Origin of the sequence: Streptomyces scopuliridis RB72 (assembly GCF_000718095.1) — a bacterium.
GTDB lineage: Bacteria > Actinomycetota > Actinomycetes > Streptomycetales > Streptomycetaceae > Streptomyces > Streptomyces scopuliridis.
Genome location: NZ_JOEI01000026.1, coordinates 1 through 13,120 on the forward strand (window position 1 = coordinate 1; position 13,120 = coordinate 13,120).

15 protein-coding genes and 2 pseudogenes are annotated in these 13,120 nt (G+C 66.5%); 12 read left to right on the top strand and 5 right to left on the bottom strand.

Annotated elements, in window-relative coordinates; genetic code table 11:
• Window positions 1-94: 94 nt before the first annotated feature.
• Window positions 95-583, bottom strand: a complete 489-nt coding sequence (locus IF11_RS0127820) for a hypothetical protein (RefSeq protein WP_030354500.1) — start codon at window positions 581-583, stop codon at window positions 95-97.
• Between the two features lie 122 nt (window positions 584-705).
• On the opposite strand from IF11_RS0127820, the gene budC reads away from it, so the two are divergent.
• From budC to IF11_RS0127850, 6 genes and pseudogenes are all read left to right on the top strand, one after another.
• A complete protein-coding gene (gene budC / locus IF11_RS0127825; RefSeq protein ID WP_030354501.1) occupies window positions 706-1,482 on the top strand; it encodes a meso-2,3-butanediol dehydrogenase in 777 nt (258 codons plus the stop codon).
• Window positions 1,483-1,670: 188 nt separating this feature from the next.
• Window positions 1,671-2,734, top strand: a pseudogene (locus IF11_RS37045) (serine hydrolase domain-containing protein).
• 449 nt (window positions 2,735-3,183) lie between these two features.
• On the top strand, window positions 3,184-3,891 hold the full coding sequence (locus tag IF11_RS42375) for a nuclear transport factor 2 family protein (RefSeq protein WP_078490963.1): 708 nt from the start codon (window positions 3,184-3,186) through the stop codon (window positions 3,889-3,891).
• Window positions 3,892-4,091: 200 nt separating this feature from the next.
• Complete coding sequence (locus IF11_RS0127840) at window positions 4,092-4,463, top strand: nuclear transport factor 2 family protein (protein WP_030354503.1); 372 nt, start codon at window positions 4,092-4,094, stop codon at window positions 4,461-4,463.
• An 86-nt stretch (window positions 4,464-4,549) separates the two neighbouring features.
• Window positions 4,550-4,852: a putative quinol monooxygenase gene (locus IF11_RS0127845; RefSeq protein WP_063759251.1), complete on the top strand. Its 303-nt coding sequence runs from the start codon at window positions 4,550-4,552 to the stop codon at window positions 4,850-4,852.
• Window positions 4,853-5,312: 460 nt separating this feature from the next.
• Window positions 5,313-5,690 (top strand): DoxX family protein, encoded by a 378-nt coding sequence (locus IF11_RS0127850; RefSeq protein WP_051746297.1) that lies wholly within the window; start codon window positions 5,313-5,315, stop codon window positions 5,688-5,690.
• A 242-nt stretch (window positions 5,691-5,932) separates the two neighbouring features.
• Here IF11_RS0127850 and IF11_RS0127855 read toward each other — a convergent pair whose 3' ends face one another.
• On the bottom strand, window positions 5,933-6,400 hold the full coding sequence (locus IF11_RS0127855) for a MarR family winged helix-turn-helix transcriptional regulator (protein WP_030354506.1): 468 nt from the start codon (window positions 6,398-6,400) through the stop codon (window positions 5,933-5,935).
• Between the two features lie 530 nt (window positions 6,401-6,930).
• Between IF11_RS0127855 and IF11_RS0127860 the strand changes: the two genes are divergently transcribed.
• The 4 genes and pseudogenes from IF11_RS0127860 to IF11_RS42380 all read left to right on the top strand — a co-directional run.
• The gene (locus IF11_RS0127860) at window positions 6,931-7,239 is read left to right on the top strand and encodes a GNAT family N-acetyltransferase (protein WP_030354507.1); all 309 of its coding nucleotides are present in this window, start codon (window positions 6,931-6,933) and stop codon (window positions 7,237-7,239) included.
• 31 nt (window positions 7,240-7,270) lie between these two features.
• Window positions 7,271-7,681, top strand: a complete 411-nt coding sequence (locus tag IF11_RS0127865) for a (4Fe-4S)-binding protein (protein WP_030354508.1) — start codon at window positions 7,271-7,273, stop codon at window positions 7,679-7,681.
• 53 nt (window positions 7,682-7,734) lie between these two features.
• The gene (locus IF11_RS0127870; RefSeq protein ID WP_030354509.1) at window positions 7,735-8,655 is read left to right on the top strand and encodes an alcohol dehydrogenase catalytic domain-containing protein; all 921 of its coding nucleotides are present in this window, start codon (window positions 7,735-7,737) and stop codon (window positions 8,653-8,655) included.
• A 456-nt stretch (window positions 8,656-9,111) separates the two neighbouring features.
• Window positions 9,112-9,396 (top strand): annotated as a pseudogene (locus IF11_RS42380) (IS630 family transposase); the annotation flags it as partial.
• A 31-nt stretch (window positions 9,397-9,427) separates the two neighbouring features.
• On the opposite strand, the gene IF11_RS0127875 reads toward IF11_RS42380, so the two are convergent.
• Complete coding sequence (locus IF11_RS0127875; protein ID WP_030354510.1) at window positions 9,428-9,841, bottom strand: MarR family winged helix-turn-helix transcriptional regulator; 414 nt, start codon at window positions 9,839-9,841, stop codon at window positions 9,428-9,430.
• Between the two features lie 111 nt (window positions 9,842-9,952).
• On the opposite strand from IF11_RS0127875, the gene IF11_RS0127880 reads away from it, so the two are divergent.
• Window positions 9,953-10,867 (top strand): alpha/beta hydrolase, encoded by a 915-nt coding sequence (locus tag IF11_RS0127880; protein WP_030354511.1) that lies wholly within the window; start codon window positions 9,953-9,955, stop codon window positions 10,865-10,867.
• Window positions 10,868-11,072: 205 nt separating this feature from the next.
• On the opposite strand, the gene IF11_RS43290 is transcribed toward IF11_RS0127880, so the two are convergent.
• Together IF11_RS43290 and IF11_RS43295 are read right to left on the bottom strand one after the other, a co-directional pair.
• Window positions 11,073-11,243, bottom strand: coding sequence for a hypothetical protein (locus IF11_RS43290; protein WP_425315199.1), 171 nt, complete (start codon window positions 11,241-11,243; stop codon window positions 11,073-11,075).
• Between the two features lie 20 nt (window positions 11,244-11,263).
• Complete coding sequence (locus IF11_RS43295) at window positions 11,264-11,458, bottom strand: MerR family transcriptional regulator (RefSeq protein ID WP_425315200.1); 195 nt, start codon at window positions 11,456-11,458, stop codon at window positions 11,264-11,266.
• A gap of 187 nt (window positions 11,459-11,645) precedes the next feature.
• Between IF11_RS43295 and IF11_RS0127890 the strand changes: the two genes are divergently transcribed.
• Complete coding sequence (locus tag IF11_RS0127890; RefSeq protein WP_030354512.1) at window positions 11,646-12,563, top strand: NmrA/HSCARG family protein; 918 nt, start codon at window positions 11,646-11,648, stop codon at window positions 12,561-12,563.
• Window positions 12,564-13,120 lie beyond the last annotated feature (557 nt).

Consider the following 13,120-nt stretch of genomic DNA (forward strand, 5'->3'; position numbering starts at 1 on the left):
GAGAGCTACCTCGCCGGCCTCCACCTCCGCGCCTCCATGATCTGGATCAACGACCTGCTGAAGGCGACTGATTGATCACGACATCACACAGGCCCTAGGAGGCGTACCTCGGCGGCGTCGGCGTGACCGGCGACTTCCCGGCCGCCGAGTAAAAGGAGAAGGGAGCAGCGGGCAATACGATGCACTGCGCACTCGTGTGGGGCGGGAGAGCGAAGTGATGCATCCGCGCGGCATGCCGGAGCAGGAAACGTCCCGCCACCACGGTGTGCTCCACACTGTTTCGCTTGCTGCCCAGTGCCCAGGCTCCGCTGTGCACCAGCCATAGGCGCACCTGATCGGCGTCATGACTCGGTCCGTCCGCCGTCTGCGCTGCCGACGCCCCGTCCACGCTGGTGATCGCCACGTCGCGCACCCTGGTGGCACGGAAGCGTAGCCGGAAGTCGGTCGCTGTCGCCGCGCTGAACCGGGGGAGGGGGAACTCATTTCCGACGTGGGTACGCCAGCTCCGCTCGAAGTCGTCCCGACCGGTCGTGGCTGCACGGCGTGAGTCGAGCGAGAAAGATGCCGTCTTGTTGTCGTCCATAGTCCTACGAGTCTGCTCCCAGGATGTGTGTGTCGCCGATGTTCCGGTCGGTTGTCGCCCTGATACATGCGGAGACTTCCGTGATCTTCCTAGTGTTCGAAGTACCCACACATCAGGAGGACATGGTGAACGACCAGAACAGCCGCGTGGCCGTGATCACCGGTGCCGGGGGCGGCCTAGGCGTCCATATCACGCACCGCTTCGCCGCCGACGGATACACCACAGTACTGGTGGGGCGCACCGAATCGACCTTGCGCCAGGCCATCGAGAGCGGCCCGGACGGGGGCGACATGCACCCGTGGGCCGGCGACGTCTCCGACCTGAGCGCCGTCACCGCACTCATGGACGGGGTGGCCGAGCGGTTCGGGCATCTGGACGTCCTCGTCAACAACGCGGGGCTGGCGCAGCCGGGCACCGTGGAGAGCACTAGCGAGGATGCCTATCGCGCCATGATGAGCGTGAACGTCGACGGCCTGTTCTTTGCCTCCCGCGCCGCCTTGCCCCACCTGCGCGCGGTCCGCGGGTGCATCGTCAACATCGGATCCGTTGGTGGCGTGCGCGGTGACTGGACGCAGGCCGCTTACAACGCGACCAAGGGAGCGGTGGCCAATCTGACCAATGCGATGGCCCTCGACCACGGCCGGGAGATCCGGGTCAACGCGGTCCATCCCGGTGTGACGACCAGCCGCGAGGAGATCCGGATAGCGCTCGCCGAAGGCACGCCGCTGCGCGACCGGTTCGACGACCGCGTGCCCATGGGCCGGCCCGGCGATCCCGCCGAGGTGGCCGCTGTCGTGGCGTTCCTTGCCAGCTCCGGCGCCTCGTACGTCAACGGCGCGCACATCGCCGTCGATGGTGGCCTGACCGCGTCGAACGGCCAAACCAATCTCTTCCGCTGACGCGACGCGACCACGGCTTCAACCTTGCGAGGGGGGCAGCGTCGCCGCGACCGAATCGGCGACCCGCGCCGTCGGCGTGCAGCTGCGACGCCTCGAATCCACACCAGCAGGTCACCACACGCGCGAGGGTGGGAGCCGGTCGACATGAAGGGGAAGTAGTGGTCTTCAAGCTCGATGTACCAGGCCGCATGGTTCGCGGTGACGTGGATGAAGGCTATGGCGCAGTGGCCGACGCCTTTCGCGAGACCTTCGCCGTACGTAACGAGATCGGCGCTGCCTGCGTCGTCTACCACGGCGGGCGGAAGGTCGTCGACCTCTGGGGCGGCTACCGGGGCGGCCGCAACCATGTCCCCTGGGAGGCGGAAACGATGGTGCCGGTCTTCTCGACGTCCAAGGGTGTGGCAGCAGTGGCGCTCGCGGTGTTGCACGCACGTGGTCTGCTCGACCACGATGAGCGTGTGGCGGCCTATTGGCCCGAGTTCGCTGCCGCCGGTAGGGCGATGTCACCGTCCGTCAGCTGCTTGCCCATCAGGCAGGGCTGGCGGTGATCGACCGGCCAGTTGGGCTCGGCGACCTGACTGGCTCCCGCACCCTCGCCACGGCTCTTGCCGAGCAGCGTCCGGCATGGGAGCCGGGCACCCGGCACGGCTACCACGGCCAGTCGTTGGGCTGGTACGAGAGTGAGCTCGTAAGTCGGATCGACCCTGGGAAACGTCGTATCGGCCGGTTCTTCGCCGACGAGGTCGCTACGCCGCTCGGCCTCGACTTCCACTTCGGCCTGCCGCAGGACACTGATCGCGATCGGGTCGCCCGTATCCACGGATTTCGCTCTTGGGAGATGACGCTGCACCTGAGGGCGATGCCGGCATCATTCGTCCGGGCATACGCGAATCCACGGAGCTTGACCTCCAGGGCGTTCGGCAATCCGCGGGTCCTGGGCACCGTGGAGAACTTCAACCGGCCGGATGTGCAGGCCGCGGAGACGAGGTTCTCCCTGGGGTACGTCAAGCCGTTCCCGGCGTTCAGGTTCGGCTCCGAGTCGGACCGGGCCTTCGGGACGATGGGCCTGGGCGGGTCATTCGCCTTCGCAGACCCGGATACCGGTACGGGCTTCGCGTACGCGATGAACCGCACTGGATTCCGGCTTTGGGACGATCCTCGTGAAGTGGCGCTGCGGGAGGCGCTCTTCGCGCGGGTCCTCGGCGAGCGGCCTCAGCGGCCCGACCTGGCCTCCGGGCGTTCTGGCCTCTGATTCGCAGGGTGTGCGCCTACGGCGCGAACAGCGTCTGTCGAAGGGGTGGCCGGAGCCGGTGCGGCACCGGAGGCTCATCTCGTGTTGCCGAAGCGCCCTCCTCAACGGGCAATGCTCGTGCGAGAGAAGCATCGACGGCACGGCAAGTCAATGGGTTTGAGCAGACCTTTGGCAGTCGGCGAAGAGGTGGATGTCACCGCAGGGCCCGCGCAGCGCTCAATCGAGCGGCGTGCATCGCTCAGCGCGGGGGTCGGCAACCTCATGGTGCCTGTGACGGAGGATTGCCAACCAGGTCGAACGCCGCTCGCTGCGGGGGCCACCGTCCGACGCGAGCGGCTCCACAAGCACTTGAGTGTGTTCCACGTCTCAGAGGCTTGCGTAAACACCGACTGCGAGTTGAAACTTCAACTCGTCAGTGAGGATGTGATCCTCTGCCTGAAGGACGTGTCATGACCAGGCAACTAACCGGCCGCAGCTACCGCTTCGACCTCGGTGATCTGAAGGTGCGATTCACGTTCGATTCGCCGACCCAGGGCAGCTTCGTGGTAGTGCACGGTGCGGGGCTCGCCCCTGACGGTCACGCCGAAACGGTGGCTCTGAACCTGCAAGAGATCCGCGAAGGCGTCTATCTGAACTCCTGGACCGAGGCGAGCGGGGCCACGGTGACGCACCTGGAGGACTTCGAAAACGGGACGCTGTACTCCAACGTGACCGTCGACGGCAAGCTCTACCACTTCACCGGAACGATTAAGGAGTTGACCATGACCCAGCACACCGACGCGCAGGACGATCAGGCAAAAGGCAACGTCGACATCGTACTCACCGCGATGCGGGAGTTGTTCGCCGACAAGGACCTCACCGCGATAGATCGATACTGGGCTGAGCCCTACATTCAGCACAGCCCGCAGATGCCCAATGGGCTCGACACCCTGCGCAACGTCGTTCCAAACCTGGAGGGCTTCTCCTGGGAGCCGCAGCGGATCGCCGCCCAGGGCGATCTGGTCTTCACCCACAGCATCGTCCACGGCTGGGCCCCGAACCCCGTGGCCATCGTCGACATCTTCCGGCTGGACAACGGACGCATCGTGGAACACTGGGACGTCGTCCAGGACATCGTCTCTGCCGAAGAATCTGCCAACGGCAACACAATGGTGTAGACCCGGCGGGTGGACATCTCGATCTCATCGTCTCGTAGCACCGGTCCTGCGCTCATCGTTCCAGGACACCGAGCGCCGGTTACGTCCCTAAGCGTCCAGGTGGGGCGGCGCCCGTACGGCGCCTTCTTGCGCCGGCAGCGCCGCCCGACGCCGGCCTTGCCGCCGCCTGCGCGGATAGCGCCAGAGAATGGAGACCTCTTATGTCGGTCAACAGAGAAACCGCGCGCAAGGCCATGGATGAACTACTCAACCAGCGGGACTTGACGGCATTGGATCGTCACTTCGCCGAGAACTACATCCAGCACAACCCGGCGATTGCCGACGGTCGTGAAGGCCTTCGGGCAATCGTGCCAACTCTCCCCGACGACTTCCGCTACACCATGCTGCGAACGTTCGAGGACGGCGACCACGTCATCGCGCTCGCCAGAGTCAGCGGCTTCCTTCCCGAAGGCGATGCCGCTGTGGCAGACGTCTTCCGTTTCGAGAACGGCCGCATAGCCGAGCACTGGGACATCCTTCAGCCGTACGTGCCGGACGGCCAGACCGCCAGCGGGAATCCAATGCTGAGCTGATATGGCTGCTCGGCGAGGACGACGGATCCCTTGCAGCCAGCCCATCGAACCACCAGGCATGCAATGGAGAGACCATAAGCGCAGTCGTGGTTGTTGTAACGATCATTCCCGTCCCGGAACACAGATCAGAAGTGATCGCTGCCCTCGAACGGGCGATCACCCGCGCTCACGTCGAAGATGAGGGCTGTCTCCTCTACGCGCTGCACGAGGGTGACGACCGCCTCGTCGAAATCGAGAAGTGGTCCAGCCCTGAGGCGCTGGACGCGCACCTCAAAGGACCCGCAGTAGGCCAACTTCTGAAGGAGATCGAGGGGAAGATCGTCGGCGAGCTGGACGGGCAGGTCTTGCGACCCCACCCGGCCGGTACGCCGCAGCAGGGAGCGCTCTGATTGTCGTTGACAGCCGAGCATCAACGTGGGTACGTAGCCTGAGGCTGGGGGAGCCGACGCGGTTGGGCTGGACCCTGGCCGGCCTGCCGCCGCCAAGGGCGGCCGACGGGCGCGGTGCTGGCCGCGACCGCCGTCACTACCGATCAACTACGCTGCGGCGTAAGCCAGTTGACGCACCACGGAGGCTGGTAGCCTGGCGATCCTGAACGTGATGGACTCGGGATACGACGTCGCCTACCTCCCCGGCGCCCCTGGTCGGACCAACGATCGTACTGGTCGGGCGCACCCCGTGTGGCTGGTTTGTCAACTCCAACGGTGAACGTGATGCAGGGTGCGGCTACTTCTATCCTGATCATCAGAAGTTGACAAGTCAACCATGTCGCCCTAGGGTTCTGGTTGCAAGCTCAGCTAACCCTGCGCCCTTCCAGTCCTGGCGTGGGAGGAGTGGAGGGAGACCCCCGTGTACATTGCTGCGGCCATCCTCAGTGTGATCCTTGCTCTCGTGAGCCTGGCCGCGGGTGCACCCAAGGCGCTGCTCAAAGGTGATGTCTCCGCCGGGCTGCAGTCCCACATGGGGTTGAGCGCCGGGTTCGTCCGGTTCATCGGGCTAGCCGAGGTCGTCGCCACCGTCGGCCTGGTTGTCGGACTTTTCTGGCAGCCCCTGGGTATTGCCGCTGCTGTCGGTGTGACCGTCACGCTGGCCGGTGCGGTCGTCTTCCATGTCAGGGCGCGGGACTATGCCAACCCCGAAAACAGGGGGAACGCGAGCGCGCCCGTCCTGCTGGCCCTTGTCTCGGTCGCGACCGTCGTGACCCTGACCCTGACCCTGGCCATGTGATCCGGCCCGCCCGGCCTGCGTCCCAAAATCCGCCAGATCGTCTGGAGCGTCTCCATGTCGTGTTCTCCGGCTCGCGCCGACCCGCAGGGCCTCCTGGCCGGCTCTCGGATCCCTGACGGGTAGTTCAGCGGTGAGCGAGTCTGCCGCGAAAATCGGCCGGCGGCCCCGCGCACCAGGACATCCCTCCGGGCTGGCACAGGGCTGACCTCCCGTGATCCAGGCAGTCGCATCCCTTCGCCCGGTCAGTCCGGCTGCTTCTCCATGTGGTCCAGGATGCGCTTGGAGATCCGGCCGAGTGTGCTGAGCTGGTTCGGGGTCAGGGCATCGATGAACAGGCGGCGGACGTGCTCGACGTGCTGGGGTGCGGCCTCTTCGATCGCCTTGTAGCCGGCCGGGGTGGCGACGATGAATGCTCCGCGTCCGTCGTCGGGGCATTCTTCCCTGGCCACGAGCCCGCGTTTCGCCATCCGCGTGACCTGGTGGGACATTCGGCTCTTCTCCCACTCCACGAGTTTGGCCAGATCCAAGAAGCGCATCCGCCCGTCGCCCCTTTCGGTGAGGTTGTGGAGCACGATGTAGTCGGAGGCGGACATTCCGGACTCGGCCTGGACGCGTCGGGATAGCCGTCCGATGAGTGTCTCCTGCATTCGGATGAAGCTGTCCCAGGCGGCCTTCTGTTCTGGGTCGAGCCAGCGTGGCGGTGCGTCCATGAGGGCAGTCTAACGAAATCGTTGACAGCTCATCTACTGGCGGTGGCGGCGATGCGACCCTCGGCGAGGCCGCGTCCGTCGTGACCAAGATGCTTCGGTTCGGACCCGGCCCTGGTGCGCGAGCCGGAAGGTGCCGGGATCGATGCCCGTCGGACGGGTGGAGAACGTACCAAATTTGTCCGGTTTGGGGTCAAGGGTGAGTGGTGCGAGCCGCGTCTCCTGCAGGTCGAGTTCCGGGAAATCGCCGACCGTGAGGTCGGGTGGTGCCAGAACTGGTCACAGCGGATCGTCGTGTCACCACCGGTGTCGTTCCTCCGGAGAACTCGGCTTTCCCTACGTGGAAGCTCTCGCGCCCACCGCGGCCATGCCGGGTCGTGTCGCCGAATTCTCCGGCACCCCGTGCTCGCTCTGCACTACGGATGCCCTCGTCGAGGGTTAAGTTGATGCATCAACCTAGTGGGGCTAGGGTGATGTCCTGGCTGACGGGATTCTGCCGAGTTGAGCGGGATCAGATCCTACAAGGAGGACACATGACCGTCGAAGTGAGCGACGTGCCCGAGGCGAAGCGCTACGAGGCCCGCGTCGATGGAGAGTCCAAGGTGGCGGGCGTCGCGGAATACATCCGTACGACGGAACTCGTCGCGTTCGTACACACCGAGGTCGAGGCGGAGTACGAGGGCGCGGGAGTCGGGTCCGCGCTGGTCCGCACCGCCCTTGACGAGGCACGCGCCGCGAACCTGCGGGTGCTGGCCACCTGTCCCTTCTTCGCGGGCTGGATCAGCCGGCACCCCGAGTACCAGGACCTGCTGTACCAGTCCCGCAGCAAGGTCAGTGACTGAAAAGCAGAGCACGGCAGTGATGGAGGCGGGCATGAGCGGCGAACTTGAGCAGAAGGCATACCAGACGGAGTCGATCACGGTGACCTTCGAGGCCAGGCGCTGCCTCCACGCCGCCGAATGCGTCCATGGCCTGCCCGAGGTGTTCGACACGAGGAAGCGACCGTGGATCCAGCCGGATAAGGCTACGGCCGATCGCCTGGCGGAGGTGGTGCGGCGCTGTCCCTCGGGCGCGCTCCAGTACGAACTCGTGGACGGCGGGACGGAAACCCTTGACCGGCCCACCACGATCACGCGCAGTTCCACCGGGCAGCTGACCGTGCGCGGTGAGCTGAGTGTGGACACGCCGCAAGGCCCGCGCGCCGAGACCAGGGTCGTGCTGTGCGGCTGCGGGAAGAGCCGCCTCCAGCCGTACTGCGACCACGCGGGGCCCTGCGGTCAGTGACGCGGCCGTGCCCGCTTCCCGCATGTAGCACCCAAGATCCTGGAGTCGAGCAAATGTCCCTTGCAGTGCAGTTCTCCGAGTACGGCACCCCTGACGTGCTGCGTATCGTCGATGTTCCGCCGCTCACCGCGGGCCCCGGGCAGGTACGGCTCGCGGTGCGCGCCGCAGGCGTCAATCCGATCGACTGGAAGATCCTGCACGGCTCCATGCGCCAGGTGATGCCCGTCGATCTTCCGGGCGGCCTCGGCTCCGATGTGGCCGGTGTAGTCGACCAGGTCGGCGAGGGCGTGACCGCCTTCAGCGTCGGTGACGAGGTGCTGGGGGCTTCCATTACACCCTCCTACGCACAGTCGGCGCTCGCTGACCCCGCTGCACTGATCGCCAAGCCGGCCTCCGTCCCGTGGGAGGTTGCCGCGACCCTGGCCGGTGCGGGTATCACCGCCTGGGAGGTTCTTAACAAGCTGAAGATCTCTACGGGGGAGACTCTGCTGGTCCATGCCGCAGCCGGTGGCGTGGGCACGTTCGCTGTACAGCTGGCCGTCGCCCGCGGTGCGCGTGTCATCGGCACCGCGAGCGAACGCAACCACGAACAGCTCCGCTCTTTCGGTGTGGAACCGGTCACCTATGGCGAGGGACTGGTCGACCGCGTACGAGCGATTTCCCCCCACGGAGTCGACGCGGTCCTCGACGCCTCCGGTCGCGGTGAAATCCCGGACTCGATCGAACTCGCCGGCGGTCCGACACGCGTCCTCTCACTCGTGGCCTTCGGCGCCGCGGACACCGGAATCCAGATGCACATGGCCGAGCCGGGAGCGGGGGGTCCAGAAGCGCTCGGTGACATCCTCGCCCTCATCGAGGCGGGACGGCTGCAGATGCCTATCGCGGGTACCTACCCCCTCGACGAGATTGCGGCGGCACTGGCAGTGAGCCAGTCCGGGCACCTGAGCGGCAAGCTCGTAGTACTCCCGGCGTAAGGTCACGACCTTTCGCGCGAGTAGCGTGCGTCACAGCCCCGCGGGGACCGTATTCAGTGGCCCTCTCAAGTCTGGACGCGGATCGTCCTGGTGAGCAGGAGGCCCGCCACGTTGTCGGATGACGCCACGACCTGTTGCGGGGTCCCGTGGTTACGATGCGGCCGCCCGTTGGGCCCGCCGTCAGATCCCACGCCAGAGACGTGGACGGCAGTGGCGATGAGGTCGAGGTCGAGGTCGAGGTCGTGGTCGTGGTCGTGGTCGAGAGTTGTGGAGCGCCGTCACACCCATGCACCGTTCGGTCGCACGCATCTCCCGAGGGCACACTGCACGCCGTGGAGTCGCCTCGGCGCGGCGAGTGACCCGGGCTGTCTCGGTGAGGCGCTCGCGCAACGCACGTACGGCGGCCTGGGCCTGCGTAGTCAGACCTCCGCCCAGTCGGCCGAAGGTTCGGCGCGCCTGAACAGAGGTCCAGCCCGGGGCAGCACCAGTTCGGTCGGTACCGGCGCGCGCTGATGTTGCTGGCCTCGGCCGGCGGAAACCGGATCCCGATAGTCGCGAAGCTGGTCCAGGCCGACGAGGACACTGTTCACCCGCTGGTCCCTGCGCAAGCTCGTCACATACCTGCGCCAGGTACACGGCCTGGGCATCCGCATCGGCCGCGAGACGTTACGTGGCCTGCTTGCCCGTCACGGCGTCACGTTCCAGCGCTTCACCCCGACCTTCGCCTCGTGGGTCGATCCAATCGCGGCACACTTCGGACCACTTCGCCATTTCACCCGGGCGAGAGCATCTGCTGAAGGATGCGCTGCAGCTCGGTGCGGTCCTGCGGGGTGATCCTCGCCAGCCTGCGGTCGTACTCCGCCGCGAGGGCTGCAAGTGCACGATCTCGCGCCTCTGCACCCTCAGTGGTCAGTACGAGGCGGTGACGCCGCAGGTCCGCGTCGTCGATCTCGCGCCGGATGAACCCCTTGGCGACGAGGTTGCGGACGTAGACCGTCACGCTCGCTTTGGGCAGCAGCAGTGCCACCGCGATCTCCGCAGGGTACGGCGACGCGGCCACCTCCGCCAGGACGAAGAACTCCTTCGTCTCCAGCCCGAGATCAGCCAGCTCCTCCGTGCAGGCATCCATCACGACGCTCAGCAGCCGCTGGTTCAGCGTCCACAGCTGTGCCCCATCGACTGTCATGCGAGCCCCCATCCAAGTGGTACGGTTCTGTATTAGTTCCAAGCTGTACCAGTATCGGTTTTGTACTGGACGTCCATGGAACAATAACCTCACGAAGGGTGCGTGCCATCCATGCTTCAGCACATCACGATCCCGCGCGGACCGATCGAGCTCGCGGCCGACCTCCACCTGCCCGACAACGCTGACAGCACCGCGCCGCTGCGCGCCGTGGTTCTCTCCACGCCCGGCAGCAGCGTAAAGGAGCAGATCGGCGCCAACTACGCGTCCCGCCTCGCCGCCCGCGGCATCGCAGCGCTCGTCTTCGACCCCGCTCACCAAGGGCAGAGCGGCGGCGAACCCCGCGACCTCGAAGACCCCTACCGCCGCGGTGAGGACATCTCCTACGCCATCGACGCGCTCACCACGACCCCCGGCATCGACCCGCAGCGCATCGGCGTCCTCGGTATCTGCGCCGGCGGCGGCTACGCCGTGCACACCGCCCGCACGGACCACCGCATCAAGGCGGTCGGCACGGTGGTCCCCGGCAACATGGGCACCTCGTTCCGCAGCTTCCAGCCTGACGGCCCGGCCGCCGCACTGGACGCCCTCGCCGACGCGCGCATCGAGGAGTCCCGCTCGGGCGAGCTCACCCGCGTGAACTGGCTGCCCGACACTCTGGAGGACGCCGCAGCAGCCGGTCTGACCGACATCGACACCACCCAGGCGATCACCTTCTACCGCACCGAGCGCGGCGGCAACGAGCACTCCACCAACCGCCGCCTCTCGCGCAGCGACTCCCTCCTGCTGGGCTACGACGCGTTCCACCTGGTCGACCAGCTCATGACCCAGCCACTCCAGGTCATCCTCGCTGGACGCATCGGCAACACCGGCACCTACGACGCCGGCATGCAGCTGTGGAAGCTGGCCCCCAACCCGGTCGACCTCATGGTGATCGAGGGCGCCGGCCACTACGAGATGTACGACGAGCCCGAATACGTCAACGCCGCCGTCGAACGGCTCACCGACTTCTACGTCAACAACCTGTAGGCATCCAAACCGGCGAACCTATGTGATCACAGCGCTAGCGGGCGACCCGGAGACCGGCGTGCGCGGCTGTTGGAAGTCGTCCACCGGAGCCCCGTCGCACCCGTTGATCGCTTCTCCTGAGCCAGTAAGGGAAGTGGTCGCTTCCCGGACACGCCCCTGGCGCCGCCGACGTATCAACTGCCCACTCGGGCCGCCGCCCCCTGCTTCAGGATGAACTTCCTGTTCCGTCATGCTTGCGCGCCTCGGTGATGCAGTCGTGCAGCCGCCTGCGCACGTCCCGCAGGTCCGTCATCTGCCGGTCGAGGCGGTCACGTTCGGCCGCGAGCAGCTCCAGCAGTTCCGGTGACGCCCCACCGGAGTCAGCGAACGGCAGCACCTCGCGAATGGTTCTGCTGGTCAAGCCCACGGGTAGAGCTGTTGGATCAGCCTGACTCGTTCGACGGCACCGTCCGGATACCGGCGCTGGCCACCCGGATTCCGGGAGGAGTGGAGCAAGTCCTGCTGCTCGTAGTAGCGCAGCGACCTGACACTGACGCCCGCCTTCGCGGCGACCTCTCCGATCCGCATCCCGACCTCCTGACTCGACTCCACGTCCCGCTTGCACCTGACGTTGGCGTCAGGTTTTAGCGTAGCGGACACCGGTGCGAACCCTCCCATCCGAATCCTGGAGCACGCCTATGACCAGCACGTCTCCGACTCACTTCTCAAGACCTCAGGGAAAATCAGCAATGTTCATCAGGATCACGGTCATGATCGCCGAGAGCGCAGCGTGGTCGGCATGACCAACATCAACAAAACCGTCGTCGTCCTGGGCGCCACGGGGCAGCAGGGAGGATCGGTCGCCGCGGCGCTGCGGGCCGACGGCTGGGGGGTGCGCGCGGTCGTGAGGGACCCGTCCGGCCACCGGGCCCGGTCCCTCTCCGCCGCCGGCGTCGAAACCGTCCGCGGTGACCTCGGCGATCCGGAGTCGCTCCGCGCTGCCTTCTCCGACGCCCACGGCGTCTTCAGTGTCCAGCCGAACTCCGGCCAGGCCGGCGCCGACGTGACCAACGAGGACGAGGTCCGCTTCGGCGCGGCGGTGGCCGAGATCGCCGAGCGCTGCGGCGTAGCCCACCTCGTCTACAGTTCGGCCGTCACCGCGGGTTCGACAACGGGCGTGGACCATCTCGACACCAAGAGCCGTATCGAGGCCCATGTCCGGAATCTGGACATTGCCAGCACCATCATTCGGCCGGCCACGTTCATGGAGCTCCTGGTGACCCCCGAAATGGGCCTCGACCGGGGACACCTGTCCTTCCTGATGCGCCCGGACCAGGCCATGCAGTTCATCGCAGTACGCGACATCGGCCGCATCGTCGCCGCGGTCTTCGGCTCATCCGATCGCTACGCCAACCGCACCATGGAGATTGCCGGTGACGCTCTCACCGGCAAGGCCCTGGCCGAGGATCTGACCCAGGCCGCTGGCCAGCCGATCAGCTACAGCCGCCTGCCGACGACGCTGCTGGCACAGGACGAGGTCCTCGGCAAGTTGGCAGCACTCGTAGACGACGGCAGGCTGGCGGGAAACGCGAACCTCGACGCGTTGCGCGCGGAGTTTCCCTTCCTGCTGCGCTTCGACCGCTGGCTGGCAGGCCCTGGTGCGGGCCTTCTCGATGAGACACTCCGTTCCTCGGACACGGGCATCGCCCCGCGCTGACGGGGCCCTTCCGGGCGAGCTCGGCCGTGGTGGGCGGACGGTGGCCGTCCGCCCAGTTGGCCGCGACGGCCTCGGCGGCGTCCTGCGACCAGTCGGCCAGGACCTCCCCGAGCAGCCAGGCCAGGTTGTCCAGGTGGTCCTTATCCGCCCGGCGGGGACGGCGCTCGGTGAGGACGTGCAGCCTGCCCTCGGCCCAGTGCGCCTGGTCGAGAAGCCGCAGCACCCCGACGGCGAGGTGTATCGGTGCGCCGTCAGAGGCGCTTTCTCGGACCGATCGTGAGCTATCGCATCGGCGCCCGGATGCAGTACCGCCTCGCTGTGGCCGCTTCGGAGCCCGCCGTCGCCCTCCGTGGTTGGGTGACCCGCGCGGTGCTTTGGGATCGTGGTGCGCGGTTCCGGCCACGGGACAGCTGAGTTGGCATGACTAGACTTCTCTCGGCAGGGCGGTTGCGCTAGTGAGTTGAACCCACAACTCGCTATAGGGCCCACGGTACGAAGGCTTGGCCGTTTGGCGAGCCGGGGGAGGTGGATGACCGATTGTCTGATCTCACATCGCC